The organism is Vreelandella maris, assembly GCF_013371085.1.
GTDB classification, from domain to species: domain Bacteria; phylum Pseudomonadota; class Gammaproteobacteria; order Pseudomonadales; family Halomonadaceae; genus Vreelandella; species Vreelandella maris.
This window is the reverse complement of record NZ_JABWCV010000002.1, coordinates 12,712-38,078: the sequence shown is the minus strand read 5'-3', so window position 1 is coordinate 38,078 and position 25,367 is coordinate 12,712. Positions and strand designations below refer to the sequence as shown.

General features: G+C 52.3%; 25 protein-coding genes and 4 tRNA genes. 15 read left to right on the top strand and 14 right to left on the bottom strand.

The features are described 5' to 3' along the window. Positions 1-7: 7 nt before the first annotated feature. The 4 genes from HUO07_RS01565 to HUO07_RS01550 form a co-directional block, all read right to left on the bottom strand. Positions 8-82 (bottom strand) — tRNA-His (locus HUO07_RS01565). Between the two features lie 34 nt (positions 83-116). Beyond that, positions 117-191 (bottom strand) — tRNA-His (locus HUO07_RS01560). Between the two features lie 79 nt (positions 192-270). Then, a tRNA-Arg gene (locus tag HUO07_RS01555) sits at positions 271-347 on the bottom strand. A gap of 91 nt (positions 348-438) precedes the next feature. Beyond that, positions 439-515 (bottom strand) — tRNA-Pro (locus HUO07_RS01550). A gap of 258 nt (positions 516-773) precedes the next feature. Here HUO07_RS01550 and folD point away from each other — a divergent pair. Both folD and mtnN read left to right on the top strand, forming a co-directional pair. Then, positions 774-1,646 (top strand): bifunctional methylenetetrahydrofolate dehydrogenase/methenyltetrahydrofolate cyclohydrolase FolD, encoded by an 873-nt coding sequence (gene folD, locus HUO07_RS01545; RefSeq protein ID WP_176302093.1) that lies wholly within the window; start codon positions 774-776, stop codon positions 1,644-1,646. Positions 1,647-1,686: 40 nt separating this feature from the next. Beyond that, the gene (gene mtnN, locus HUO07_RS01540) at positions 1,687-2,394 is read left to right on the top strand and encodes a 5'-methylthioadenosine/S-adenosylhomocysteine nucleosidase (RefSeq protein WP_176302092.1); all 708 of its coding nucleotides are present in this window, start codon (positions 1,687-1,689) and stop codon (positions 2,392-2,394) included. A gap of 14 nt (positions 2,395-2,408) precedes the next feature. Here mtnN and pyrC read toward each other — a convergent pair whose 3' ends face one another. Continuing rightward, entirely contained in the window at positions 2,409-3,446 is a 1,038-nt protein-coding gene (gene pyrC, locus HUO07_RS01535; protein ID WP_176302091.1) for a dihydroorotase, read from the bottom strand. 191 nt (positions 3,447-3,637) lie between these two features. Here pyrC and HUO07_RS01530 point away from each other — a divergent pair, with 191 nt between their 5' ends. From HUO07_RS01530 to HUO07_RS01520, 3 genes are read left to right on the top strand one after another with little or no spacing between them, the layout of a single operon-like run. Next, a complete protein-coding gene (locus HUO07_RS01530) occupies positions 3,638-4,054 on the top strand; it encodes a hypothetical protein (RefSeq protein ID WP_176302090.1) in 417 nt (138 codons plus the stop codon). A 7-nt stretch (positions 4,055-4,061) separates the two neighbouring features. Continuing rightward, positions 4,062-5,333: an ATP-binding protein gene (locus tag HUO07_RS01525; RefSeq protein ID WP_176302089.1), complete on the top strand. Its 1,272-nt coding sequence runs from the start codon at positions 4,062-4,064 to the stop codon at positions 5,331-5,333. A gap of 42 nt (positions 5,334-5,375) precedes the next feature. Then, positions 5,376-5,915, top strand: a complete 540-nt coding sequence (locus HUO07_RS01520; RefSeq protein ID WP_101147247.1) for a response regulator transcription factor — start codon at positions 5,376-5,378, stop codon at positions 5,913-5,915. 70 nt (positions 5,916-5,985) lie between these two features. Here the strand turns inward: HUO07_RS01520 and HUO07_RS01515 are convergent, their stop codons facing one another. Together HUO07_RS01515 and hybE are read right to left on the bottom strand one after the other, a co-directional pair. Continuing rightward, complete coding sequence (locus HUO07_RS01515; protein ID WP_176302088.1) at positions 5,986-6,759, bottom strand: 3-hydroxybutyrate dehydrogenase; 774 nt, start codon at positions 6,757-6,759, stop codon at positions 5,986-5,988. Positions 6,760-6,814: 55 nt separating this feature from the next. Continuing rightward, positions 6,815-7,240 carry a [NiFe]-hydrogenase assembly chaperone HybE gene (gene hybE, locus HUO07_RS01510; protein WP_176302087.1) on the bottom strand — a complete coding sequence of 142 codons (426 nt, stop codon included), beginning with the start codon at positions 7,238-7,240 and terminating at the stop codon, positions 6,815-6,817. A gap of 177 nt (positions 7,241-7,417) precedes the next feature. Here hybE and HUO07_RS01505 point away from each other — a divergent pair, with 177 nt between their 5' ends. Next, on the top strand, positions 7,418-7,681 hold the full coding sequence (locus tag HUO07_RS01505) for a GrxA family glutaredoxin (protein ID WP_176302086.1): 264 nt from the start codon (positions 7,418-7,420) through the stop codon (positions 7,679-7,681). 139 nt (positions 7,682-7,820) lie between these two features. Then, the gene (locus HUO07_RS01500; protein ID WP_176302085.1) at positions 7,821-8,588 is read left to right on the top strand and encodes a VOC family protein; all 768 of its coding nucleotides are present in this window, start codon (positions 7,821-7,823) and stop codon (positions 8,586-8,588) included. A gap of 81 nt (positions 8,589-8,669) precedes the next feature. On the opposite strand, the gene HUO07_RS01495 is transcribed toward HUO07_RS01500, so the two are convergent. Both HUO07_RS01495 and HUO07_RS01490 read right to left on the bottom strand, forming a co-directional pair. Further along, a complete protein-coding gene (locus tag HUO07_RS01495) occupies positions 8,670-9,332 on the bottom strand; it encodes a CoA transferase subunit B (protein WP_008958016.1) in 663 nt (220 codons plus the stop codon). 78 nt (positions 9,333-9,410) lie between these two features. Beyond that, a complete protein-coding gene (locus HUO07_RS01490; RefSeq protein ID WP_008958017.1) occupies positions 9,411-10,109 on the bottom strand; it encodes a CoA transferase subunit A in 699 nt (232 codons plus the stop codon). Positions 10,110-10,274: 165 nt separating this feature from the next. On the opposite strand from HUO07_RS01490, the gene HUO07_RS01485 reads away from it, so the two are divergent. From HUO07_RS01485 to HUO07_RS01475, 3 genes are all read left to right on the top strand, one after another. After that, positions 10,275-11,171, top strand: a complete 897-nt coding sequence (locus HUO07_RS01485; protein WP_101147242.1) for a LysR family transcriptional regulator — start codon at positions 10,275-10,277, stop codon at positions 11,169-11,171. A 106-nt stretch (positions 11,172-11,277) separates the two neighbouring features. Continuing rightward, positions 11,278-12,159 carry an acetyltransferase gene (locus tag HUO07_RS01480; RefSeq protein WP_176302084.1) on the top strand — a complete coding sequence of 294 codons (882 nt, stop codon included), beginning with the start codon at positions 11,278-11,280 and terminating at the stop codon, positions 12,157-12,159. 32 nt (positions 12,160-12,191) lie between these two features. Continuing rightward, positions 12,192-13,058, top strand: coding sequence for a LysM peptidoglycan-binding domain-containing protein (locus tag HUO07_RS01475; protein WP_176302268.1), 867 nt, complete (start codon positions 12,192-12,194; stop codon positions 13,056-13,058). A gap of 96 nt (positions 13,059-13,154) precedes the next feature. Here HUO07_RS01475 and gcvT read toward each other — a convergent pair whose 3' ends face one another. Together gcvT and HUO07_RS01465 are read right to left on the bottom strand one after the other, a co-directional pair. Then, positions 13,155-14,267, bottom strand: coding sequence for a glycine cleavage system aminomethyltransferase GcvT (gene gcvT, locus HUO07_RS01470; RefSeq protein ID WP_176302083.1), 1,113 nt, complete (start codon positions 14,265-14,267; stop codon positions 13,155-13,157). A 126-nt stretch (positions 14,268-14,393) separates the two neighbouring features. Further along, entirely contained in the window at positions 14,394-15,800 is a 1,407-nt protein-coding gene (locus tag HUO07_RS01465) for an alanine/glycine:cation symporter family protein (protein ID WP_176302082.1), read from the bottom strand. A gap of 325 nt (positions 15,801-16,125) precedes the next feature. Between HUO07_RS01465 and gcvH the strand changes: the two genes are divergently transcribed. Further along, positions 16,126-16,515 carry a glycine cleavage system protein GcvH gene (gene gcvH, locus HUO07_RS01460; protein ID WP_176302081.1) on the top strand — a complete coding sequence of 130 codons (390 nt, stop codon included), beginning with the start codon at positions 16,126-16,128 and terminating at the stop codon, positions 16,513-16,515. Positions 16,516-16,599: 84 nt separating this feature from the next. Then, a complete protein-coding gene (gcvP, locus tag HUO07_RS01455; RefSeq protein ID WP_176302080.1) occupies positions 16,600-19,494 on the top strand; it encodes an aminomethyl-transferring glycine dehydrogenase in 2,895 nt (964 codons plus the stop codon). 25 nt (positions 19,495-19,519) lie between these two features. On the opposite strand, the gene HUO07_RS01450 is transcribed toward gcvP, so the two are convergent. Beyond that, entirely contained in the window at positions 19,520-20,428 is a 909-nt protein-coding gene (locus HUO07_RS01450) for a LysR family transcriptional regulator (RefSeq protein ID WP_101147235.1), read from the bottom strand. A 148-nt stretch (positions 20,429-20,576) separates the two neighbouring features. On the opposite strand from HUO07_RS01450, the gene ppnN reads away from it, so the two are divergent. Beyond that, positions 20,577-21,959: a nucleotide 5'-monophosphate nucleosidase PpnN gene (gene ppnN / locus HUO07_RS01445; RefSeq protein WP_176302079.1), complete on the top strand. Its 1,383-nt coding sequence runs from the start codon at positions 20,577-20,579 to the stop codon at positions 21,957-21,959. Between the two features lie 168 nt (positions 21,960-22,127). After that, the gene (locus HUO07_RS01440; RefSeq protein ID WP_008958028.1) at positions 22,128-22,328 is read left to right on the top strand and encodes a hypothetical protein; all 201 of its coding nucleotides are present in this window, start codon (positions 22,128-22,130) and stop codon (positions 22,326-22,328) included. A gap of 101 nt (positions 22,329-22,429) precedes the next feature. Here the strand turns inward: HUO07_RS01440 and HUO07_RS01435 are convergent, their stop codons facing one another. Next, positions 22,430-23,266, bottom strand: a complete 837-nt coding sequence (locus HUO07_RS01435; protein WP_340162482.1) for a DUF6694 family lipoprotein — start codon at positions 23,264-23,266, stop codon at positions 22,430-22,432. Positions 23,267-23,548: 282 nt separating this feature from the next. Here HUO07_RS01435 and HUO07_RS01430 point away from each other — a divergent pair, with 282 nt between their 5' ends. Further along, on the top strand, positions 23,549-24,436 hold the full coding sequence (locus HUO07_RS01430; protein WP_176302077.1) for an NAD(P)-dependent oxidoreductase: 888 nt from the start codon (positions 23,549-23,551) through the stop codon (positions 24,434-24,436). Positions 24,437-24,569: 133 nt separating this feature from the next. Here HUO07_RS01430 and HUO07_RS01425 read toward each other — a convergent pair whose 3' ends face one another. Continuing rightward, positions 24,570-25,358: an SDR family oxidoreductase gene (locus tag HUO07_RS01425; protein ID WP_176302076.1), complete on the bottom strand. Its 789-nt coding sequence runs from the start codon at positions 25,356-25,358 to the stop codon at positions 24,570-24,572. Positions 25,359-25,367: the final 9 nt, after the last annotated feature.

The window sequence follows — 25,367 nt, the reverse complement described above, 5'->3', positions numbered from 1 at the left end:
GGGGTAATGGGGTGGATGATGGGACTTGAACCCACGACCACCGGAGTCACAATCCGGGGCTCTACCACTGAGCTACACCCACCACAACCTAAAACTGGAAACGCAAACATTGTCACTGGGGTGGATGATGGGATTTGAACCCACGACCACCGGAGTCACAATCCGGGGCTCTACCCCTGAGCTACACCCACCATAGACAATCTTACGTAGAAACAAGTATTACATGCTTGAAGATGTGATTCTCTGACGGGTGTTACCACTAAAATCAGGTGGCACGCCCAGCAGGAATCGAACCCGCAACCTACGGCTTAGAAGGCCGTTGCTCTATCCGGTTGAGCTATGGGCGCACAAAAAGCATTCAGAAATAACGAATACTGATGAGCACTAGACCACAACCAAAGCTTGAAAAAGCAAGCTACTACCTTTCACGTTTAGGTGTGGTCGGGATGGAGGGATTCGAACCCCCGACATCCTGCTCCCAAAGCAGGCGCGCTACCAGACTGCGCTACATCCCGATTTTTCATCACCCTAGACGCTACCGCTTGGTCCGTCTCAAGCGAGGCATATATTACTATTTTTAATTTTAAAGTCAACCATTAAAGTGATTGTTCGTGAAGGCGCTTTGCCTGGATGCCCTAGCGTGCGAAAATTGCTGCCTTAGAAAGTGCAGCCAACTGCGCTAGTAGCACTAGGTACTGCCTTGAAAAGCCGTTAAGTCAAAAGGCTTCAAGACCCCGCCTAGTCCTTTTCCACATCCACAGGGATTTCTCTACATGACTGCCCAACTAATCGATGGCAAAGCCATCGCTGCTACTGTTCGCCAACAGGTTGCCGAGAAAGTTGCCGCACGTAAAGATGCAGGCGCACGAGCACCGGGCCTAGCCGTAGTTGTGGTAGGAGATGATCCCGCCTCTCACGTTTACGTCAGTAATAAGCACCGCGCCTGCGAACAGGCAGGCATTCTTTCCTTCCAGCATACTCTGCCCGCTGCGACCACTCAGCATGAATTAGAAATGCTGGTTGATCAGCTCAATAGCGACCCGGCCGTAGATGGCATACTGGTTCAACTGCCACTACCCAAGCACTTAGATGCCGGCCCTATTCTAGAGCGTATTCGCCCTGATAAAGATGTTGATGGCTTTCACCCTTACAACATTGGTCGCTTAGCACAGCGCATGCCTGCGCTACGCCCTTGCACCCCTAAAGGCATCATGACCTTACTGGCGCAAAGCGATATCGCACTACGCGGCTTGGACGCCACCGTGGTCGGCGCTTCTAACATTGTTGGCCGCCCTATGGCGCTTGAACTGATGCTCGCGGGCTGTACAACTACCGTTTGCCACCGTTTTACCCAGAACCTTAAAGACCACGTTAGCCGCGCTGACATTGTGGTTGTGGCCGTCGGCAAGCCAGGCATCGTTAAAGGGGAATGGATTAAGCCAGGGGCTGTCGTGATTGATGTGGGTATTAATCGCCAGGAAGATGGCACGCTAAAAGGCGACCTTGATTTCGCCGCCACCGCTGAACGCGCCAGCTTTATCACCCCGGTTCCAGGCGGCGTAGGCCCCATGACCGTCGCAACGCTGCTCGAAAACACGCTTGAAGCCGCTGAGCGGCACGATTTGACGTCCCAGGATCACGCCTGATTCATACATTTTCACCCCTTTTATGCAGGAGCATGGCGCAGTGCAACGTATCGGTATTATTGGCGCAATGGCGCAAGAAGTAAGCACCTTGGTAGCTCAGTTAGATAATGCAGAACGCTATGAGCATGCGGGCTTTGTTTTTCATACTGGCACGCGTTACGGCCTTGAGGTCATTGTTTTGCAGTCAGGGATTGGCAAAGTCAACGCGGCAGTGGGCACCGCTATTTTATTGGAGCGCCACCAACCCGACGCCATTATCAATACCGGTTCGGCGGGTGGATTTGCCACCGATTTAAAGATTGGCGATGTGATCATCTCTGATGAAGTACGCCATCACGATGTTGACGCCGTCGTATTTGGCTATGAGATGGGCCAAGTGCCTGGGATGCCCGCCGCCTATCAGGCCGACACGGCGCTACGAGACATTGCCCGTAACGCCATTGCATCATTAGGTGAGGTCAGCGTACGCGAAGGGCTGATCGCCACGGGGGACGCCTTCATGGCCGATCCGGCGCGCGTAGAAGCAACCCGCGCCCAGTTCCCCACCATGCTGGCCGTTGAGATGGAAGGCGCTGCGATTGCTCAGACATGCTATCTCTACCAGTGTCCTTTCGTCCTGATCCGCGCGCTCTCTGATATTCCCGGCAGTGGCGACAACCACCTCTCTTTTGATGAGTTTTTGGAAGTAGCTGCCGACCACTCATCGCGCATGGTCGATCAAATGCTGAAGCAGCTTAGCCAAGGCTAGCTGGTATCTCAGGGCTACGCCTTAATGGCCCATCCAAGCGTTTCGCCCGCCAATAGCGGAATAATCGCCTCGCCTTGGGCATAGGAGTAGCTTTCTGACAGTCGCCATTCGCGTCGTTCTAGCGTCATGGTGTCAGCGTTAGGCGTCAGGCCATAAAAGCGCGGCCCGTTAAGGCTGGCAAAGGCTTCCAGCTTGTCCAAGGCATTCATTTCATCGAAAGCAGTCGCGTAAAGTTCAATGGCGGCGGGGGCGGTATAAGCACCCGCACAGCCGCAGCTTGACTCTTTAGCACCCTGAGAGTGAGGCGCGCTATCGGTGCCCAAAAAGAACTTATGGCTACCGCTGGTGGCTGCTTTCAAAAGCGCCTGACGATGCTGCTCACGTTTGAGAATCGGCAAGCAGTAGTAGTGAGGGCGAATACCACCGACCAACATTTTATTGCGATTGAAGAGTAAGTGATGGGCGGTAATGGTAGCGGCCACGTTGTCTGGCGCTTGCGCTACAAACTCTGCTGCCTGCTGAGTAGTGATATGTTCAAACACCACTTTGAGCGTTGGGTGGCGCTCCAGCAAAGGCTTCATTACGTTTTCAATAAATACTGCTTCGCGATCAAAAATATCAATCTCAGCGGTAGTGACTTCGCCATGCACTAACAGGGGCATGTCTACTTCAACCATCTTGGCAATGGTGGCATCACAATGGGCCAAGTCGGTCACACCGGAGTCAGAATTTGTTGTGGCACCCGCAGGGTAAAGCTTGACCGCTTTGACGATACCGCTCTGCGCTGCACGCTCAATCTCTTCGGGAGGCGTGGTATCGGTAAGGTAAAGCACCATTAAGGGCTCAAAAGTACTGCCCGCAGGTAAGGCGTCTAGGATACGTTGACGGTAATCAATTGCCTGGGAGGTTGTGGTGATCGGCGGGGTTAGATTAGGCATAATAATGGCCCGCCCCATCTGTGCGGCAGTATGGCCTACCACCGCCTTTAACGCTTCACCATCGCGTAAATGAAGATGCCAATCATCGGGGCGGGTCAATGTTACAGTGTCCACGGCGAGTCCTGTACTGAAGTGATGTCAGAAAAATGATAGCGACAGTATACGCAATTGCGCGATTGGATAAATCCACTCTTCGAGCACCACACATTTGCCCAAGTGTCGTATCATGACGGCGCTTTTCTTAATGAACCCGTTTTAACGATTTGGGTTGATAGCTCGCTTTTAACGTTAAGGACCCGATTGTTATGCAGAATGTGCGACGTTATGCGGATGTCATTGCCAGTCTGGAGGGCGTGTTATGGCTAAGCCTGGCTTGGTCAATTTCGCTGTCAGCCCATATGGGCAGCACGGAGCCTACCCTCGCCAGTTTGTTAGTGATTGGTGCTCTCGTGGTGTTCTGCTGGGCGCATCGGCCGCTGCGCTATTTGTTGGGTCGTTACCATATTCGCAAACGACGTACCGACATGTGGATACATATTTTAGCCCTACCACTGCTGCTGGCGATGTTCTTTCACATCATGCTGGAAGCCCTGTTAGGCAGTGCCTGGTTGCCGCCTAAAATGCTGCTATTTAATATCCTGGCCTCTGCTGGCTGGGCCACCTACGTCATGACGTTGTTTATTAAGTTTGTTATTCATGGCCTAAAAACCAGGACTAAGTAAGCTCATCATGCCAACGGCTCTACCACTTCCGCTCTCTACGCCCAACCGTAATTTAGTGCGGCTCACTATCGTGCGCGGTATCACCTGGACCGGTTTTTTACTGGCAATTATTGTGGGTGTCGAATTGCTCGCCTTCGATTTACCAGTGACTGCTGTGGTAAGCGTGGTGATAGCCATGGGCATACTCAATATCGCCACCTGGTGGCGGCTGGGTCGCCCAAGGGCCGTTACCCACCTAGAGTATCTACTACACCTATTGGCCGATATTGCAGGCCTTACACTGCTGTTTTACTTTTCCGGGGGCTCCACCAACCCCTTTATTACCTACTACTTAGTGCCGGTCACTATTGCCGCCGCCACCCTGCCCTGGCGCCACGCCTGGATCATTGCCGCCTGCGCTATGGCGGGGTATACGTCTTTAATGTTCTCTTACTACCCAATCCCGCAATTGGGTCATATTAATAGCGACAGCCCCTTGAGCCTGCACATATTGGGCATGTGGCTTAACTTTGGCCTCTCAGCTGGGCTGGTGACCTTTTTTATCTACAAAATGGCCCACGCATTGCGTAGCCGGGACCAGGCACTTTCCCGCACCCGGGAAGCCGCACTGCGTAATGAACAGGTATTGGCAGTAGCCACTCAAGCCGCCGGCACAGCGCATGAATTGGGAACGCCGCTCTCTACCATGGCGGTACTACTCAAAGAAATGCAGGCCGACGCGCTACCTGAGTCTGAACTGCATGAGGACATTACCCTACTGCGTCAGCAGGTGGACGTCTGCAAATCACGGCTGCAAAACTTAGTCTCTAATGCGGACAGGCGCCGAATGGCAGAGCCTGAAGTACTTGACGCAGAAGTTTGGCTAGCAGGCGTTGTGCAGCGCTGGCTAGTGCTAAGGCCTGATGTGAGCCATCAGTTCGAGGTAGCTGAGAAGCGTAGCAGGCCATGGCTTGCGGTTGATGCCACGCTTGACCAAGCGTTAACGAATCTTTTGAACAACGCCGCCGACGCCAACCCTGAGCACATTGCGATTCGTTTAGATTGGCAGGATGAAAATGTGGTCATTGATATACGCGACCATGGCCCAGGGGTGGCCATGTCGATTGCCGACCAGCTAGGGGAAACGTTTATCTCCACAAAAAGCAAAGGCATGGGTATTGGTTTGTTTTTAACCCATGCCACTATCAATCGCTTTGGAGGCGGGGTAAGCCTGTATAATCACCCGGAAGGGGGTACGCTAACGGAAGTTACACTGCCCCGCTGCGCGGCACCGCATTAAACCCGGCTGCCCAAGCATCGCCTTTAATGGATTGAGGACAACATGCAAACGCGAGACCAACGCCTGCTGATTGTTGATGACGATGAAATGTTTTGTCATGTGCTAAATCGCGCTTTAACGCGGCGTGGTTACGAAGTCATTGTTGCCCATGATGCCGATCAGGCCCTGGCAATGGCCGCCCAGTACTTACCCACGATGGCGACCCTTGATCTAAAACTGGAAAATAGTTCGGGCTTAAAGCTGCTTCCCGAGCTACTGGCCATTTCGCCCCAGTGTCGCATTGTGGTGCTGACAGGCTACTCCAGCATTGCAACTGCCGTTGAGGCCATTAAGCTTGGTGCAGTTAATTATCTCTGCAAGCCAGTAGATGCAGACGACGTGCTCACGGCCTTTGAGCGCCAAAGTGGCGACCCTGATATTGAGTTGGCTGATAACCCACCTTCGATTAACCGCATCACCTGGGAGCATATTCAGAAGGTACTCCAGGAGCACGACGGCAATATATCGGCCACCGCCCGAGCACTGGGCATGCACCGCCGTACCCTGCAGCGCAAATTACAAAAACGCCCAGTGCGGCGTTAGTTTGTTGGCTAACTGCTCGCCAGTTCAAGCCCCCGCCCCCACTTAAGCGTTTAGGCGGGGGCCTCAACGCTTAATGCGCCGTCCAGCCTAGATCAATATTAAAGCTTGATCCGGTCACTGCACCGGCAGCATCGGACGCCAAGTAGGCGACTAATTGCGCCACTTCCTCAGGCTCGATCAGGCGTTTGATCGCCGCCTCTTTGAGCATGACTTTCTCAATCACTTCCTGTTCATCCATACCGTGCAATTTAGCTTGGTCGGCGATCTGATTATCCACCAGTGGCGTTTTTACATAGGCAGGGCAAACAGCGTTAGCGGTAATCCCTTGCTCGCCACCTTCCAACGCTGCGGTTTTAGTCAGACCAATCATCCCGTGCTTGGCGATGATGTAAGCTGCTTTGCCTGGCGAGGCCACCTGGGCATGTATTGAAGCCACGTTAACGATGCGCCCCCAGCCTTTTTCGCGCATGTGCGGCCAGGCCGCTTGCGTGAGCAGAAAGGGAGCGGTCAGCATCAGATCCATAATCTGCCGCCACTTTTCCTCGGGAAACGTCTCGATCGACGCAACATGCTGGATACCGGCGTTATTGACCAATATATCAACCCCGCCAAAACGCTTAACCGCATCGGCTACCGCCGCACGGCAGGCATCTGGGTCGGTCAGGTCGGCTTCAAAAAAGGCAGCGCCAGCCTGTTCAGCAATCGCTTTTCCCGCCGGGTTAAAATCGACAGCAAGCACTTGATGGCCTAGCTCGCAAAAGTGCTTAACAACCGCAGCTCCGATACCACTGCTGGTCCCGGTGACCAGCGCTACACGCGGCGTTGAAACGGATGAGGAAGTCATAGGCATTTCCTTGTCATAAGTGGTCAGAAGGTGTTTTCAGTATAGCGGTATGTGGTTAAGCGTCAGGCTCATCGGCAGGTTGCATTAAACGCGCCATCATTTGCTGCGCCAACCTAGCAGCCTCCTGCATGTTCTCGAGCTCTTCTAAATTGCGCAAGATTGCGCGCTTATAGAGCCCATATCCACCTGGCAGGCGCTCAAGAGATAGTTGATAGGCACCTGAAGGTAAGGTAAGCGTCAGCGTATCTACCAAGGGTTCCGTGAGACGGGCGTGATCAGGCACCACGACCAGCCAAAGCTCACAGGGTGTAATCAACGCACCCACCATGTTTCCAGCACCATGATGCTGAAAGCATAGCGCATCAACCCCTAAGCGTGGGTTCCATCCCTCCTGTTGTTTCATGGAAGGTAAATGCACATCTCGATAGACCTTCGCCAGTTCAGCAAGAGAGGCGTATTCGTCAGCAGTCAGCGTATACATAAACGTGTGATTGTTTCCAGGTGATAACAGGCATTAATGGGCAATGTAGCGAGCTGCTATTGGCGAAATAAGCGCGGCTAAGCCACAATGGGCGCAGATTATCGTACCGCAAAGACTTTTCACTCGGTTACGTTCCACTTTGTAACTTATTCTGCTTATCGTAAAGGAGCGCCACCTATGTTTGTGGTTATTTTTGGTCGGATGTCCTGCCCCTTCTGTGTACGTGCTAAACACCTTGCGGATCACTTGGAAAAAGCCGGAAAAATTGAAGGGTACCGCTATGTTGATATGCCTTCTGAAGGCGTTACTAAAGAAGATATCGCCAAGACAACTGGCAAACCCATTCACACCGTACCGCAAGTGTTTGTTGATCAAACCCATGTCGGTGGCTTTACCGAGTTTGATCAGTTTGTCCGCGACAAACAGCTCCTCGCCGTTTAATAGTAATTGGCGATTGGCACTGCGCTGCCGTTAAAACGCTCGTTAATACCCGTTGAACCCATGCCTGCCTTGCTTGCCTATACTGTGCAGTTACTCATGGCCCACGCGAGGTGTGCCACTTTTGGGCAAGGAGTTCACCATGCAGCGTCAGGAGTTTGTTCAGCAGCTGTGGCTAGACTATGTACATACACACCCCGATATTGGGGCATTGAGGCTGTGGCCACTCTCGGCCGCAGCCGAATATTTAACCTTAGTTACGCTCAACTACGGCCCTTTTTCCGCTACCGCGCTTAGCAGCAATTTAGCCCACATGGGCTACCGTGCTATTAGCCACTACGCCATGGCGGACAAAGGCCTACTCGTGCACTTACTAGCCCCCAGCGATGGCAGTAGCTGGCTGGTGCTTGCCGAATTGCAAATAGGCACCCTTTCTAAAGCGCCACGAGAAGCAATTGAAGGACTGGTGCGTCAATCGCATCCCCAAGATTGCAAAGGGCATAATTTACTCTGTCGCGGTAGACCCTGGCCAATGCCCTCTTGGGCGCTTTATCAGCAGTTGCAGCAGGCCCACCCACTTGCCGCATGGCTTGCAGTGATGGGACCCCGCTTACACCACGCGGGCTTTGATTGTGGTCAGCTTGGCGAACCGTTAGCCGTTTTGGATCAACGCCTCCAAGAGGTAGGTATGCTGAGCCTGCAAGAGCAGCAGAACGGTGTTTTTACGGTGTCATCGCTGCTCGACCATCGTTTTTACCCAACGACACCGCAGAAAGCCGTATTCGCCGATGGCGATGAACATCGCCTCTGCTTAGGGGGGCTGGCGCTCGTCCAAAAACATGTAGAGCATAGTCACGAGCGCCTGGCCGACGTACTTCTGCCCCATCACACACGCTGTGAAATGGCGTGAGACGCTAACTCTTTTCAGTTAGTGTCTCACTATCCCACTATCTTTAATGCTACTCGGCTTAAAGGCTGACGGGGTGCCTTATTAAGCGTCAAAGGTCATTTCAGGCACGTGGTCTGGCACGATTAGTTTGCCCGCTGTTTTTTCGACAATTTCTTCAACGCTAACGCCGGGCGCACGCTCTTTGAGGATAAAAGCACCGTCTTTGATTTCCAAATAAGCGAGATCGGTCAAAACACGGTTAATACAACCAGCCCCCGTCAGCGGCAGCTCACATTTTTCCAGCAGTTTGGATTCGCCATGTTTAGAGGCATGCGTCATGGTGCAAATAATATTGTCAGCGCCAGCCACCAGATCCATGGCGCCGCCCATGCCTTTGATAAGCTTGCCGGGGATCATCCACGAGGCGATATTGCCTTGTTGATCAACCTCAAAGGCGCCCAGCACGGTCAAATCCACGTGCCCACCACGAATCATGGCAAAGGACTCAGCTGAAGAGAAAATCGCCGCGCCTGGGCGCGCCGTCACGGTCTCTTTACCCGCATTGATCATATCTGCATCAAGCTCTTCTTCGGTAGGATAACGGCCCATCCCCAGCAGTCCATTTTCGGATTGCAGCATGACATCAATGCCGTCTGGAATGTAATTGGCAACCAGGGTGGGAATACCAATGCCCAAATTGACGTAAAAGCCATCTTGAAGTTCGCGAGCGACACGCTGGGCCATCTGTTCTCGTGTTAAAGCCATGGTGACTACCTCTTGTTGAATCATTAAATGGGAAGCGAGTGAGATATTTGAAATTTAAGTCTTTGAAAAAGCGGTGATTTAACTACGTACCGTGCGTTTTTCAATGCGCTTTTCAAACGTGCCTTGAATAATCCGATCCACATAAATGCCTGGCGTATGGATCTGGCTAGGCTCAAGCTCACCCGGCTCCACAATTTCTTCAACTTCAACCACGGTGATTTTCCCCGCGGTGGCGGCCATGGGGTTAAAATTTTGTGCTGTATGGCGATACATCACATTGCCATAGCGATCCGCTTTCCAGCCTTTCACAATGGCAAAATCACCAATAATGGCTTCTTCTAAAATATAGTGCCGATCATTGAAGACACGTACTTCCTTGCCTTCGCCAATCGGCGTGCCGTAGCCGGTGGCAGTGTAAAAAGCAGGGATACCCGCACCACCTGCGCGCATTTTTTCCGCCAACGTGCCTTGAGGCGTCAACACCACCTCAATTTCATCGTTCAGCATTTGCTTCTCAAATAACGCGTTTTCACCTACGTAAGAGGCCAGAATTTTACTGATTTGACGATCTTCAAGCAGTATCCCCAAGCCAAAACCATCCACACCACAGTTATTTGAAACCACGGTAAGGTCTTTAACGCCGCGACGCTTGATTTCAGCGATCAGATTTTCGGGAATGCCGCATAGGCCAAAGCCGCCAGCGATGACGGTCATACCGCTCTCGATGCCTTCCATCGCTTCTTCGTAGGAAGATACTCGCTTATCGAATCCTGCCATTGTTGTGCCTCACGTTGTTGTCATTAAATATGAGTGGTCATTGATATGAGCTGTCAATAATACATAGACCGCCCCTTAAGATAGTGCCAGTGTTGTGCCAGATGATATATTTGTTAAGTTTGTTTTTCTTATCAATTCATTGATAAAACTTATAAAAGGCACTTTATGACCGTCAAACAGCTGCGCGCCTTTCTCGCGGTCGCCCAAACGCTTAGCTTTACTCAGGCCTGTGAGCGGCTGTATTTATCCCAACCAGCGCTCAGCTTGGCGATCAAAGGGTTAGAAGAGTCGTTGGGGGGCAAATTGTTAATCCGGAGCACCCGTAGCGTTAGGCTAACCCCAGAAGGCGAGTCACTGCTACCGCTGGCCAAACACTTGCTGGCCCAATGGGATAATACCGAAGAACGGTTGCGTCAACGCTTCACGCTTCAGCTGGGCCGGTTAAGCGTCGCCGCCATGCCTGCTTTCGCCTGTAACTTGTTACCCGCAGCGTTAGTTAAGTTTCGCCAGCAATATCCCAAGATCAATATCACAGTCCACGACGTGATCAATGAAGAAGTCACTGAAATGGTGCGCTCTCGGCAGGTGGAAATGGGAATCGCTTTCTCACCGGAAGGCGCGGGCAGCCTGCTGTTTACACCCCTGTTTGAAGATCATTTTGTCGCGGTGGTACCACCGACTTCCTCGCTAAATCAAGCCTCACAGCTCGCTTGGTCGACCCTTCTCAATCACGATTTTATTACGCTGCAGCGCCCTTCTATGGTGCGCCGCTTACTGGAACAGGAGCTGCGGAAACAACACATGGAACTGCCTGTGGCGTTTGAAAGCCACCAGCTCTCCACCGTCGGAAGAATGGTTGCTGACGGGTTAGGGGTGAGCGCAGTGCCTTCTATGTGTATTCGACAAATGCATGAGCTGGGCGCCCGGTGCATACCGCTAACAGCGCCAGCCATCTCTTGCCGTGTAGGTATTTTGACACACCAAGAGCTTTCCGTTGCCGCCCATGCGCTTCGCACTGTACTGCTTAATACCGTTCAAGCGCCTTCGCTCCCTCTCGACTAACCCTCTGCTAAGTTGATGAGACGAACTGGGGTTCTGCTGGGCAGCGTGGCTAGGATCATTTAGCATTCAGTATTAAGCTATTCGTCTGACGGTAAGGAAACGTGGTATGCCTATTTTCAAGGGGCTTGTCAGCGCTCTGCTGCTAACGCTCAACACGCTATTTTGGGGCGTACCTCTAATTCTGTTGACGCTACTCAAACTCATTGCTCCCGGGCAGCGACTGAAACAGAAGGTGCTGCTGGGTTTAAATGCCGTAGCACTCAACTGGATTGGCTTTAATCTGTGGTGGATGCGGCATTGGCTTAAGCCTGACGTATCAATCACCGTTCCCGAGCAGTTGAGCCCCAATCAGTGGTGGCTGGTAATATCCAACCACCGCAGCTGGACTGATATCTTTATGCTATTCATGGCGTTACACCGCCGTATTCCGATGCCGCGTTTTTTCCTCAAACGTCAATTAATCTGGATTCCTATCGTTGGCTTGGCTTTTTGGGCACTCGAATTCCCCTTCATGCGCCGCTTTAGCCGTGAACAAATAGCTAAAAACCCCAAACTTGCCACCATAGACCGCACGTCTACCGAGCGTATGTGCCAACAGGCACGTAATACCCCGATTGCGATTTTTAATTTCGTCGAAGGCACGCGTTTTAGCGTCGCTAAGCGCGATGCCCAGCAAAGCCCTTATCATCACTTGTTGCGCCCCAAAGCAGGTGGCGTTGCCCAGGTACTTAGCCTGCTAGGCAGTCAATTAGATGGTATTCTGGACGTAACCATTAGCTATACCAACCCATCCCCCACTTTTTGGGGTTTTTTGTGCGGTAATGAAGCACCCATTACGCTATACGCACGGCAACTAGATATTCCTCAGTGGATGTACGCACCTAATAACCACGACGAAAAGCAGCATAAGGAACGTTTCCACACATGGATCAATTCACTCTGGCGGGAAAAAGATGGTTTGTTGGACGGCCAAACCGATCACGACTGATTGGTTTGTTAAGCACCTGCCTATTAGCTGGAATGCTTGTCGGCTGTGCCAATGCGCCTCAATCGTCATCTCAGCGTGCGGCGGCCCCTAGTGCTACTCATATTAGTGGCAATTGGGTACAAGTACAGCGCGGGGACACACTCGGGCAGATGGCGGCCCGCGCTAATGTGCCGCTTGAACGGTTACAACGGTTTAACCCAGGCGTGAATGCTCGACAGCTTAAGGTAGGTCAACGCTTGCTAATTCCCACTCAGCAAGAGCGCGCGCCCTCCGGCGGTCCTTATCGTTACCAAATTCGCCCCGGCGATACGTTTTCGAGTGTCGCCCGCCATTTTGGAACCACCAGCGGCCGTATTCAGAGCGCCAACCCTAGCGCCACGCCCACTAACTTACGAGTAGGCCAAGTCGTTAGCGTTCCGCTTGGCGGCTCTGCACCTCGAACCGCTGCGAGCAGTAGTGGCTCATCTAGCCCTAATCGACCCGCCGCTGCGCCCAGTAGTGCACCCAGTCAGGCACTGCCCGCTTCAGCTAGACGCTGGCCCTGGCCATTAGACGATTATCGCGTGGTCCGCCGCTTTGGCCCAGATAGCCGTGGCACTCTGCAGCCAATGCTGCTGGCAACACAACCGGGCGCCCAAGCAAAATCTGTCGCCCCGGGTGAGGTACGTTTCGCCGATGGAATGCGTCAGTTGGGTGAGGTCGTGATCGTGCATCATGCCGACAATCTCCAAACCGTCTACGCGCTTTGTGATCGCATATTGGTCAAGGTAGGCAAGCAGGTGAACGCGGGTGATGCGCTTTGCGAAGTCGGCCAAAGCAGTGCTACTCAACGCTATGATCTTCTCTTTGATCTACGCCAGGGTGGTAAACCCATCGATCCTAGGCAGGTGCTGCGCTAAAGCTCTTCGTAAAGCACTGGTTAAAGCACTTGTTAAAACCAAGCGGCCCCTGTTTAAACAGGGACCGTAGGGTTTAGGTTAGTGCCTGCCGTTTTGTTAGCCGCGATAGTAGCCTGGTTTTACAAACGGCATAGGGGTAACCACCATGGGTAACTGCTTACCGCGCACTACCGCAAACACAGTGCTTTGCGGTGCCTCCAGCTCACGGGGCACATAACCCATCGCCACCGGTTTACCGATGCTCGGTCCAAAGCTGCCCGATGTCACCACCCCAATCTCATTGCCCGCTTCGTCTACCAGCTGCGCCCCCTCACGTACCGGTGCACGCCCGTCGGCCAACAGACCAACGCGCTTGCGGGTATGATCTTTGGCATCGACTTGATGCAGGATAACGTCAGCCCCAGGAAAACCGCCTGCACGCTCGCCGCCATGGCGACGTGGTTTACCAATCGCCCAAATCAACCCGGCTTCAACAGGCGTCGTTTGCATATCCATATCGTGCCCGTAGAGGCATAACCCTGCTTCCAGACGCAATGAATCCCGTGCGCCCAAGCCAATAGCCTCTACTTCAGGTTCTGCCAGCAACCGCTCGGCGAAAGCTTCGCAGGCATCAGCCGCGACTGAAATTTCAAAGCCATCTTCACCGGTATAGCCACTGCGGCTCACCCACACTTCCTGCCCCGCAATAGTGAAGCGGCCATGCTGCATAAACACTAACTCGCACGCTTCAGGACACAATCGCTGCATCACATCTCGCGCCTGAGGCCCTTGGAGCGCCAGCAAGCCACGATCTAATGTCTCAACCTCATGGGTTGATGCTAAATTCAAACGCAAATGCGCTAAATCCTGATCTTTACAGGCAGCGTTCACTACGAGATAAAAGTGATCGCCTGCATTGACCACCATCAGGTCATCAATAATGCCACCTTCAGTGCTGGTGAATAGCCCATACCGTTGAGCGCCTTTTGCAAGCCCCACTAAATCAGCGGGTATCAAGGTTTCCAGCGCTTCAGCGACATTATTGCCGGACACACTAATCTGGCCCATGTGTGAGACGTCAAATAGGCCGCACTTTTGGCGAGTGTGTTCATGCTCTTTTTTGACCCCCAGCGGGTACTGCACAGGCATTTCGTAGCCAGCAAAAGGCACCATTTTGGCACCCAATTGGAGGTGCAGCGCATGCAGCGGCGTTTGCTTTAATTCAGACATGGGGGATTCCTCACTTAGAAATTCTTCACTCACAAAAGAGAACGGGAAGCCACCTGTGTGCCTTCCCGACTCCATTTAGCTATACATCAAACATTCACTTGCAGCTCACGTAACAAGCTGAAGGTTTTATTGATCGTGTTCCAGTTCTTCACCCGGTAGTACATCTTTGCCATCGAAATAGTCCTTGGTTAGCTTAAAGACTACCGGCGAAAGCAGTGCCAAGGCAATCAGGTTGGGAATGGCCATCATGGCATTGAAGGTATCCGCCATTAACCAGATAAAGCCCAATTGCGCGATGGCGCCTAGCGGGATCGCCAACACGAACAGCACGCGATAGATCATGATAGAACGCGTGCCAAACAGGAACTGGCAACATTTCTCACCATAAAATGACCAGCCAAGAATGGTGGTGAAGGCAAAGACAGCCAAGGCGACCGCGACAATTTGATTACCGAACCCTGGCAGCGCGGCGTCAAACGAGAGCGCAGTCAGCGATGCGCCGGCTTCACCGTCGACCCATACGGTAGAAGTCAAAATCACCAGCGCGGTAATCGTGCAGACAATAATGGTATCGATAAAGGTACCCAGCATCGCGATTAAGCCCTGGCGAACCGGATTTTTGGTTTTTGCCGCTGCGTGGGCAATCGGCGCACTACCTAAACCCGCTTCGTTAGAGAAAATGCCGCGCGCCACACCAAAGCGAATCGCCGCCATAACCGCTGCACCGGCAAAACCACCGGCCGCCGCCATCGGGTTAAAGGCGTAGTAAAAGATTAAGCCAAAAGCTTCGCCAATCTGTCCGGCGTTAATGATCAATACCAGCAGACCTGCCACCACATAGGCAATGCCCATGATGGGGACCAGTTTACCCGCCACCTTAGCGATACGCTTTATACCACCTAGAATTACCGCTCCTGCCAGCACCATAATGATCACACCCGTGATCCAGTGCGGCACGCCAAAAGTGGCATCCATGGCATCGGCTACCGAGTTCGACTGTACGGTATTACCAATACCGAAAGCAGCCACGGCGCCAAAGAAAGCAAAGACCCCGCCCAACCAGAGCCATTTTTTGCCCAAGCCGTTTTTGATATAAAACATCGGCCCACCGACGTGGAAGCCAGTGCTATCGGTTTCACGGTAACGGACAGCCAATACCGCTTCGGCAAATTTCGTCGCCATCCCTACTAGCGCGGTAATCCACATCCAAAAAACCGCGCCAGGGCCACCTAGCGCAATCGCTGTGGCGACACCGGCAATGTTACCGGTACCGATGGTCGCCGACAGCGCTGTCATCAACGCATCAAAGGGAGATATTTCCCCCTCATCACCCTCTTTACTCACCGCTTTATCAGCGCTTGGTTTTGGCTCACGTCCTGCCCACATTAGCTTGAAACCCATACCGAGCTTTCTAATCGGCATCAGTTTCAAGCCAATCTGCAGGTAGATACCTACACCCAGGAGCAAGATCAACATGATGGGTCCCCACACCACGCCGTTGATTGCCCCCAAGAGGCTAGTTAATGTTTCCATGTGCTTCTCCTCACCCTGTTGGTTTGTTGCATTTGTTAACCCAGAATCTGCATGTTTTACACTATGTGGCTAGTGGTCTTCTATGGTGATGTCGCTTGCGCATAGAGGATGCCGCTTTTTTCATAACCAAACACAAAAGAATAACGGAATCAAAATACCTCGCTCTACTACGTTTAAAGGGAGCAGATAAGAAATTTGTTTCCGATTGGAAACACGTTAACATGCATCTTTATTCGCTCGCTTTCCGCTAGCCGACAGTCGCCAAGGCGAGCGACAACCGCTAGTATGCCCGGGTCCAGAAAACTGTTTCATATAGGAAAACATCATGAGCAACCTTCCTGCCAATCTTCGTTACGCTGAAAGCCACGAGTGGGTACTTGACCATAAAGATGGCACCGTTACCGTCGGTATTACCGATCACGCCCAACAAGCACTGGGTGATGTCGTCTTTGTGGAACTGCCGGAAGTGGGCGCGGCGCTGACAAAAGGCCAAGAGTTTGGTGTGATTGAATCGGTTAAAGCCGCTTCTGATCTTTACTCCCCCGTTGCGGGCGAAGTGATTGAAGTGAATGAAGCCCTTGAAGACGCTCCCGAAACAGTCAATGACGCGCCTTATGAAGGCGGCTGGATTATGAAAGTTCGCTTAGACAGCGATACCATTGATGGCCTGTTAGACGCCGATGCCTACCAGGCAACGCTCAGCGCTGACGAATAAAGCATACTCAGGCGCCTGCCTTTTCTGGCAGGCGCTTCGCTTATTATCCTGCACGGCTCTCTCTTAACGTTCGGAATCTTCTTCATGTCTCTTGAAACACGCCGCCTGGCCGAGCTGGCCGACCACGATGCTTTTATTAAACGTCATAATGGTCCAAGTAGTGATGACGTTACCACGATGTTAAAAGCGCTTAATATGCAGCACATGGAAGATCTGATCGAGCAGACCGTGCCGAGCGATATCCGCCTTGGGCGCGAACTGTCGCTAGACGATCCGCGCAGTGAATCCGAAGCGTTAGAGTACTTAGCTCAGCTGGCGCGGCAAAATCGCGTGGCTAAAAGCTATATTGGCCAGGGCTATTACGGCACGCACATGCCAGCGGTCATTCAGCGCAATGTGCTGGAAAATCCAGGTTGGTACACGGCTTATACGCCTTACCAACCGGAAATCTCTCAAGGCCGCCTGGAAGGCCTACTGAACTTCCAGCAAGTGGTAATGGATTTAACCGGCATGGAGCTTGCGAATGCTTCACTGCTTGACGAAGCCACCGCTGCCGCCGAAGCCATGGCGCTGTGTAAGCGCGGCAATAAGAAAAGCAAATCCAACGCTTTCTTCGTCGCCGACGATGTATTCCCACAAACGCTGGACGTGGTTAAAACCCGTGCGGAGTTCTTTGGTTTCGAACTGATTATGGGCCCAGCCGAAGAACTGGCAGCCCACGATGTGTTTGGAGCCCTGGTACAGTACCCGTCTGCCAGCGGTGAAGTTCGTGACTTAGCGCCGCTGTTGAACGCAGCCGCCGACCGCAACATCATGACCTGCGTGGCGACCGACCTTTTGAGTTTGGTGCTGCTGAAAGAGCCCGGCAAGTTTGGCGCGGATATCGTGGTGGGCAACTCCCAGCGTTTTGGCGTACCCATGGGTTTTGGTGGGCCTCATGCAGCGTTCTTTGCCACGTCAGATAAGCTCAAGCGCTCAATCCCAGGGCGGATTATCGGCGTCTCCAAAGATAGCCGCGGCAATACCGCCCTGCGCATGGCGATGCAAACTCGCGAACAGCATATTCGCCGCGAGAAAGCGACCTCGAATATCTGTACCGCCCAGGCATTGCTGGCCAATATTGCCGGTTTTTATGCGACCTATCACGGCGCTGAGGGTCTGCGCAAAATTGCGGGCCGCGTTCATCGTTTGACCACCCTACTTGCTGAAGGCCTTAAGCAGGCAGGCGTCGCACTCGCCCATGACAGCTGGTTTGATACGCTATGCTTGACAGGCGTTGATGCAGGCAAGATTCATGGCCGCGCCATGACCCACGATATTAACTTGCACTACTTCGCCAATGGCAATGTGGGCATCAGCCTCGATGAAACCACCACCGCTCACGACGTAGCCGCCTTATTTGATGTGCTGCTGGGCGATGAGCACGGCCTTGCCGTTGCAGTGCTGGACGAGCAGGTAGTGGCTAACGGCGCCTCGGGTATTCCCGCTAGCTGTCAACGCGAAAGCGACTTTTTGAGCCACCCTACCTTCAGCCGCTACCGCAGCGAAACCGAAATGTTGCGCTACTTGAAGCGCCTGGAGAATAAGGATCTGTCGCTTGCTCACGCGATGATCCCGCTCGGCTCCTGCACCATGAAGCTCAACGCCACCAGCGAAATGATCCCCGTTTCCTGGCCGTCGTTTGCACATCTTCACCCGTTCGCCCCTCGCGACCAGGTGGCTGGTTATCATCAGATGATTGATGAGCTCTCAGCCTTTTTGGTTGAAGTCACCGGTTATGATCATCTCTCCATGCAGCCTAACTCCGGCGCGCAGGGGGAATATGCAGGTTTAGTGGCGATTCGCCGTTACCAGGCGGCCCAGGGCGAAGGTCATCGTGATGTCTGCTTGATTCCTAGCTCTGCTCACGGCACCAATCCTGCCTCAGCGGCGATGGTGCAGATGAAAGTGGTCGTGGTTGAATGCGATCAAAACGGCAACATTGATATGGCTGATTTACGCGCGAAAGCCGAGCAGCACCGCGATCAGCTGTCTGCCATTATGCTGACCTACCCGTCGACCCACGGCGTGTTTGAAACCAGCGTGCGCGAAGCGTGCAAAGTAGTGCATGACAATGGCGGCCAAGTCTATATTGATGGTGCCAATATGAACGCTCAGGTGGGCTTGACGCGTCCCGGCGATTTCGGCGGCGATGTGTCCCACCTCAATCTGCATAAAACGTTCTGTATACCTCATGGCGGCGGTGGCCCAGGCATGGGCCCCATCGGCGTTAAAGCGCACCTAGCGCCCTACGTTTCTAACCACGTGGTTACGCCAATCAACGGTGTGAATAGCGATAGCGGTGCGGTATCCGCAGCCGCCTTTGGCAGCGCCTCGATTTTACCGATTTCGTGGGCCTATATTAAAATGATGGGCGCGCGCGGGCTGCGTGAAGCCACCGAGCTTGCCATCCTAAACGCCAATTACATTGCCAAGCGTTTGGAAGCGTCATTCCCTATTCTTTATCGCGGCCAGAACGGCACCGTCGCCCACGAATGCATTATCGATATTCGCCCGCTTAAAGCGGCCTCCGGGATTAGCGAAGAGGATATTGCCAAGCGCTTAATGGATTACGGCTTCCACGCACCGACTATGTCATTCCCGGTGCCAGGCACGCTAATGATCGAGCCGACCGAATCGGAGTCGCTGTATGAAATTGACCGCTTCTGCGATGCCATGATCGCCATTCGTGACGAGATTGCCCGGGTGGAAAGCGGTGAATGGCCGTTGGACAATAATCCACTGGTCAATGCGCCGCACACTCAGGCGGACCTGATGGATAGTGACTGGCAACGGCCTTATAACCGCCAGTTAGCTGCCTTCCCCACCGCTGCTGTACAAGCCGCTAAATACTGGCCTGCCGTTAACCGCGTTGATAACGTATTTGGCGACCGTCAGTTGATCTGCTCTTGCCCCAGCATTGACGAGTATCGCGACTAAACGCCACTTAAACGCCCCTGCTGCTTTAACCGTTCGATGGCATCAGGGGCGTTTTTTCTTGCACACGCTGGGCGTGAAAGCCGTTTAACAGCTTTTCGTAGCGTTTAGGCAGTACCGAGTCGCGACGGCGAAGTAGATAAAGCACTTCATTGACCGCATTGGGCAGATTGAGTGCTTTGACTTGGCGCTGCCAAGGAGACGTCTCCAACACCAATCTCGATACCACGGTAAAGCCAAGCCCCCTTGCGACCGCATCCAGCACCATGCTGACTTCATTGGTAAAGCCCTGATGGCGGAAGTGCGTCATTGAACGAAACTCATCCGGATAATTAGCCCGTAATAGCGCATTAGCGTGGTTAATGCCGTCGTAATAATTGAGAAAGCCAATCCCCATCAAATCAGACAGCGTACTACCGGCAAAATCAGCGGGCACCACTAAACAGAGAGGCTCCTGATGCCAAATAGAGCAATGAAGTTCAGGGTGACTCATTGCCTCCGTGACAATGCCAATGTCATAGCGGCCATCTAACAGATCATTCACAATTTCATGGTTAAAAGCGAAACTATAGTTGACCGTTAAATTGGGGTGCATTTGCTGCTGGCCCAAAATATACGGATAAAACATCAGACCCACGCTTCCAGGTGATGCAATACGGCAATCGCCACTATCGAGTGAGTCGTCATCTAAGCCATGACGAAACTGTTCATGCTCAGCAAACAGCTTCAACGCATAATCATAAGCTCGCCGCCCCGTTTCCGTTAGCGTAAAACTGCGCCCCTTGCGCTCAAGCAGCTCTTTATTTAAGTAGCTTTCTAGCTTGCGAACATGCTGGCTTACGCCGGGCTGCGTCATTTCCAAGCGATGAGCGGTACGGGTAAAACTGCCTGTTTCCACTAACGTAATAAACGTACGGAAATATTGAGCGTTAAACATAGTAAAGAACCATTGTCTTTAGCAGCCATCCTTTTTAAACAGGGTTCATAGTAGCACAGCGGCCTGGGTAGCCGTTGCGCCGCTGTACCGGCTGCCTGGGCATGGTAAACTGCCAATAGCACTCAAACGACTAGGGACAGCCCCACTAATGACCGCACCTGCTCAACCCCGCGCCACCCTTTCCAGTATCATTTCCCCAGAAGGAAGCCTGGAAGTACTTTCTCAGCATGAAGTTAATCGCCTACATAAAACCTCTCAAAGTGGCCTTCATGATTTACTTCGGCGTTGCGCACTGGCGGTTTTAAATTGTGGTAACCCAAGTGACGACAGTCTGGCGATTTTAGAAGCCTATAAAGATTTTGACATTGAAGTATTGCAACAAGATCGTGGCATTCGCTTAAAGCTGACTAACGCGCCAGCGGAAGCGTTCGTGGATGGCCGTATGATCCGCGGCATCCGCGAACATCTCTCCTCAATCATTCGCGATATCGTTTACGTTTATAACGAAATTCAACATCACAACCGCTTTGACCTTAGCACTGGCGAAGGCACTACCAATGCGGTCTTCCATATTCTGCGCAAAGCGGGCACGTTGAAACCTGGCCGCGACCCTAGCCTAGTGGTCTGCTGGGGCGGTCACTCTATTTCTCGTGAAGAGTATGAGTATACCAAGGACGTCGGCTACCACTTAGGTCTGCGTGGTTTAGATATTTGTACCGGCTGTGGGCCAGGCGCTATGAAAGGCCCCATGAAAGGCGCAAATGTCGCCCATGCAAAACAGCGCCGTAAAGAAAGCCGTTATTTAGGCATTTCAGAACCGGGCATAATCGCCGCAGAAGCGCCCAATCCGATAGTTAATGAATTGGTCGTCATGCCCGATATTGAGAAACGACTGGAAGCTTTTGTGCGTCTAGGACATGGCATTGTCGTCTTTCCAGGCGGTGTCGGGACCGCGGAAGAGATCCTCTATTTATTGGGTATTTTGCTGCACCCAAGCAATAAAGATATCCCATTCCCGTTAATTTTTACTGGCCCTGCCGATTCTGCCGCCTACTTTCAGAAAATCGATGAATTCCTGGTCTATACGCTCGGTGAAGAAATTCGTCGCTACTACACGATTATTACAGGCGACCCGGTGGCGGTTGCTCGCACCATGCGCCATGGCATCGACGAAATTGCTGAATTTAGGCGCACACACCAGGATGCGTTCTACTACAACTGGCGGTTAACCATTGCACGCGATTTTCAGGCAACGTTTCAACCGACCCATGAAGCGATGCGATCGCTAGCGCTTCACCGCTTACAACCAACTCATGAGCTAGCCGCTAACCTGCGCCGGGCGTTCTCCGGGATTGTAGCTGGCAATGTTAAAGAAGACGGTATTCGCGCCATTGAAGCCCATGGTCCCTTTGTGCTGACGGCTGAGCCTGAACTGATGCAGCGCTTGGATGAACTATTGACCTCATTTGTGGCACAAGGTCGCATGAAGCTAGATGGTCAGCATTACACACCCTGCTACGTACTAAAATAAACCGCAACACCGCACCACAGCTGACGATTAGGTGGCGGATGTGTGCTACAGGCGCGATCAGCCCCAGACAACAGGAACCATTCCAGAAATAAGTGGCCTGATTAGCTACACTTAGCGTGGGCAATGCACCAGTCACTATTGCCCTAATCACTACTGAAAGGAACTCACATGTCGATGATTAATCAGTTACAAGATGTAAAAACAAAGGATTTCGCCAAACACTGCTATGAAAGCAGTAGCGTCGATAAATTACGCGATGCCGCCGAAGGCAGTCCCGACCAAGCAGAAATGGAACATTGGGGGCTAACGGAAGGACAGTGGGAAGAAGCCATAGTGGCTGCGTTGGCGGATCATGAAGCCAAAGAGTAAATAATTTCAAATAGCGGGTAACCGCTAGTACACATGCGCCCTAACAGCCAAACGTTAGGGCGTTTTATAGTACAGCCTCCCTTATGTATTCCACACGATGCTTATTCCACGTTCGATAACGCCACACCGCCATACTCTGTCCGAAGACGCTCTAGCTTGGTAACTTCGCTTTCGCTCAGCGCTAGGGAGTCCCATAATGGCTGCTCATCAGCTCCTCGCAGGCCTTCCAATCTAACTGTCAGTTCTGCATTACTTGGTATTTGAGGTTCTCCCCAGGGGCCAAAACGATTAGGCGCAAGACTCCAGGCCAGCGTCTCTCCCGGCTCAATCCCCCCCGGTACAACGTAGTAGAATTGCTCATCGACCCAAGGCTGTGAGCGGTCAGGACTGGTAACGATTCCTCTTAAAGACAGCTCGGAAACGACCTTATCAGTGTTATTCGTCACTTCAAGATCAATCACTGGCTCAGGAGCCCCATAAGGGCTCTTGCCCATGTAATAGCGAGCATTATCAATACTGAAACGCGCTAACTGCTGCTGGTCGCTTTTCGCCTTAGCCTGCTTCTCTTCTAATCGTGTTAACGTGCGAATTGCCTGCTCACGCTCTCGTGACCGGCGCTCGCGAAGTATTTGATCGGCGCGCTGAATAACCTGATCGCCAGTCAATCCATGCATTTGCACATTGGCTGATTCAGCTATCTCTGCCGCGTTCATACGGTTTGGGTTAAGAATATCAATGCTGTTAAATGTCGATGACGTCGAAATAATGATGAGCCCTTGATCAAAATCGTCGCGCTTATAAGTAGGCAGCGAGTTGCGCACTTTTTCGACCGAGACGACTGACGCGGGCATGGAGCTTGTGTCAATTTTGGGGTCTGAACAACCCGCTATCATGAGTACTGATAGTGCTATTGCAGACAGCCTTAGAGGGCTACACATACACACACCTCAACGCAGACAATGGTAAAAATTGCTGAGGAGCTTAACGGAAAGTACTATTTATCACTACCCTTTGGTGCTAGCGAGTTAAATTTGCCATCACCATAGTGGCACACCATCATCGTATTCTCTTTACTAGTAGTTACGATGCAGAACGAACAAAATCAAAGAGAGATGCTGGCTTGCCTAAGAGGGTGTAACCTGAATTCATAGCGATGCACAACCCCCTTCTCTTTTTACTCTTATTGCCACCCTAACAACCTTATAAAAGGGAGTAAGAAAATGCTAAATATAGGCTTTATAGGACTTGGCTTGATGGGCCAGGGTATGGCCACAAACCTTATTAAACATAATTTTTCTTTGACTATCATGGCGCATCGAAATCGTGCCCCTATCGAAGCGCTATGTCAGTTAGGAGCAAACGAGGTAGGGACACCTGCCGAAGTTGCCTCACGCAGTGATTTAGTTTTTGTCTGTGTCAGTACCAGTGAGCAAATGGAAAACATCACTCTGGGTTCTGAGGGTCTTCTTGCTGGCGCGAATCCTGGTTTGATTATCGTCGATTGCTCGACATCGCTACCTCAATCGACACAACGGTTATCCGCGAATATCGAAGCCGCAGGATGCCACCTGTTGGACGCCCCATTAGCAAGAACACCAAAGGAGGCCCGCGAAGGACGGCTGAATGTCATGGTGGGAGGTAGCAAAAAAGTAGTCGATCAGGCCTGGCCAGCCATAGAGTCATTCGCTGAAAATATCTTTCATATCGGTGAGCTTGGTTCAGCCCACAAACTCAAACTGATCAACAACTATCTCTCGCTTGGCGCCGCTGCCCTGGCGGCAGAAGCCGCGGCGATGGCGGCCAACATGGAGGTTGATCAGCAAAAATTATTTGAAGTGTGTTCACAAGGCGGCGCCAATAGCGCCATGTTTAACGCTGTGATGCCCTGGGTGCTTGAAGCAGATGAAACGCGCTTGCGCTTTAGTTTGGGCAATGCCGGTAAGGACATGGGTTATTTAAGCGAAACGATCACGGCATCTGGTTTCGAGAGCATGATGCTGCCTGCCTTACGCGAGGTATTGAAGCAAGCTGAAAACACACTGGGCAACGACCAGTATGTGCCTCGGCTTTACGACGCCAGCATGTTGCGAAATAAGCAAGATCTGTAAACCGCCTCATTCGGCGAGTCGACATTGGAAGGCTACTAATTAAGAGCAGGCGCAACATCGACGTGCCGATTACACTTTAAAGAAGCTCGCCACGTCGATGTTATTGGATTGCGCTATTCACCACACGTGTTGCTCAATACGTTCCTGGGTAACTGCCACCATCCAACAGTATATTTTGTCCGGTCATATAACCGGCCTGAGCGCTACACAGAAACGCACAGAAGGCGCCAAACTCTTCCGCCGTGCCGAAACGCTGCGCAGGAACTTTTTGGCGAAAGGAATCCCGAACGCTTTCGTATTCCTGGTTGGAGGATTTTGCGACGTTTTGATGAGTGCTCTTTAATCGATCAGTATCAAAAGAGCCTGGTAACAAGTTATTGATCGTTACGTTGCGACCAGCAAGCTGCGGTTGACGAGCCAAGCCCGCGATAAAGCCCGTCAACCCGCTGCGGGCACCATTGGATAGCCCCAAAATATCGATGGGTGCTTTAACGGCTGCTGAGGTGATATTAATCACCCGGCCAAAGCCCCGTTCCGCCATGGCGTCTACCGTTGCCTTGATGAGCTCAATAGGCGTGACCATATTGACATCGACAGCGTCTAACCAGTCCTGTCGTGACCAATCTCGGAAGTCTCCTGGTGGAGGGCCACCGGCATTATTCACCAAGATATCTATTTGCGGACAAGCGGCTAGCACCGCTTGACGTGTCGTTTCTTGTGAAATATCCCCCGCCACAGTGAGCACCGTCACATCAGGGTTCATTTGCCGTAAATGCACCGCCGTCTTTTCCAGTAACTCGGAGGAGCGTGCGTTGATAACCACATTCACTCCCTCCATTACCAACGCCTCGGCACACCCCTTTCCAAGACCCTTGCTTGCAGCACACACCAGTGCCCAACGACCTATAATACCTAGTTCCATTTTCTGCTC

What these genes read in the sequence shown, in the direction of transcription:
- HUO07_RS01485 (WP_101147242.1), top strand. Translation starts at nt 10,275, where the DNA reads ATGACCGTCAAACAGCTGCGCGCCTTTCTCGCGGTCGCCCAAACGCTT.
- folD (WP_176302093.1), top strand. Translation starts at nt 774, where the DNA reads ATGACTGCCCAACTAATCGATGGCAAAGCCATCGCTGCTACTGTTCGC.
- HUO07_RS01495 (WP_008958016.1), bottom strand. Translation starts at nt 9,332, where the DNA reads ATGGCTTTAACACGAGAACAGATGGCCCAGCGTGTCGCTCGCGAACTT.
- HUO07_RS01500 (WP_176302085.1), top strand. Translation starts at nt 7,821, where the DNA reads ATGCAGCGTCAGGAGTTTGTTCAGCAGCTGTGGCTAGACTATGTACAT.
- HUO07_RS01430 (WP_176302077.1), top strand. Translation starts at nt 23,549, where the DNA reads ATGCTAAATATAGGCTTTATAGGACTTGGCTTGATGGGCCAGGGTATG.
- gcvT (WP_176302083.1), bottom strand. Translation starts at nt 14,267, where the DNA reads ATGTCTGAATTAAAGCAAACGCCGCTGCATGCGCTGCACCTCCAATTG.
- HUO07_RS01475 (WP_176302268.1), top strand. Translation starts at nt 12,192, where the DNA reads ATGCTTGTCGGCTGTGCCAATGCGCCTCAATCGTCATCTCAGCGTGCG.
- HUO07_RS01435 (WP_340162482.1), bottom strand. Translation starts at nt 23,266, where the DNA reads ATGTGTAGCCCTCTAAGGCTGTCTGCAATAGCACTATCAGTACTCATG.
- HUO07_RS01490 (WP_008958017.1), bottom strand. Translation starts at nt 10,109, where the DNA reads ATGGCAGGATTCGATAAGCGAGTATCTTCCTACGAAGAAGCGATGGAA.
- HUO07_RS01520 (WP_101147247.1), top strand. Translation starts at nt 5,376, where the DNA reads ATGCAAACGCGAGACCAACGCCTGCTGATTGTTGATGACGATGAAATG.
- HUO07_RS01480 (WP_176302084.1), top strand. Translation starts at nt 11,278, where the DNA reads ATGCCTATTTTCAAGGGGCTTGTCAGCGCTCTGCTGCTAACGCTCAAC.
- HUO07_RS01440 (WP_008958028.1), top strand. Translation starts at nt 22,128, where the DNA reads ATGTCGATGATTAATCAGTTACAAGATGTAAAAACAAAGGATTTCGCC.
- HUO07_RS01505 (WP_176302086.1), top strand. Translation starts at nt 7,418, where the DNA reads ATGTTTGTGGTTATTTTTGGTCGGATGTCCTGCCCCTTCTGTGTACGT.
- HUO07_RS01450 (WP_101147235.1), bottom strand. Translation starts at nt 20,428, where the DNA reads ATGTTTAACGCTCAATATTTCCGTACGTTTATTACGTTAGTGGAAACA.
- HUO07_RS01515 (WP_176302088.1), bottom strand. Translation starts at nt 6,759, where the DNA reads ATGACTTCCTCATCCGTTTCAACGCCGCGTGTAGCGCTGGTCACCGGG.
- HUO07_RS01525 (WP_176302089.1), top strand. Translation starts at nt 4,062, where the DNA reads ATGCCAACGGCTCTACCACTTCCGCTCTCTACGCCCAACCGTAATTTA.
- HUO07_RS01530 (WP_176302090.1), top strand. Translation starts at nt 3,638, where the DNA reads ATGCAGAATGTGCGACGTTATGCGGATGTCATTGCCAGTCTGGAGGGC.
- ppnN (WP_176302079.1), top strand. Translation starts at nt 20,577, where the DNA reads ATGACCGCACCTGCTCAACCCCGCGCCACCCTTTCCAGTATCATTTCC.
- HUO07_RS01465 (WP_176302082.1), bottom strand. Translation starts at nt 15,800, where the DNA reads ATGGAAACATTAACTAGCCTCTTGGGGGCAATCAACGGCGTGGTGTGG.
- hybE (WP_176302087.1), bottom strand. Translation starts at nt 7,240, where the DNA reads ATGTATACGCTGACTGCTGACGAATACGCCTCTCTTGCTGAACTGGCG.
- gcvP (WP_176302080.1), top strand. Translation starts at nt 16,600, where the DNA reads ATGTCTCTTGAAACACGCCGCCTGGCCGAGCTGGCCGACCACGATGCT.
- gcvH (WP_176302081.1), top strand. Translation starts at nt 16,126, where the DNA reads ATGAGCAACCTTCCTGCCAATCTTCGTTACGCTGAAAGCCACGAGTGG.
- HUO07_RS01425 (WP_176302076.1), bottom strand. Translation starts at nt 25,358, where the DNA reads ATGGAACTAGGTATTATAGGTCGTTGGGCACTGGTGTGTGCTGCAAGC.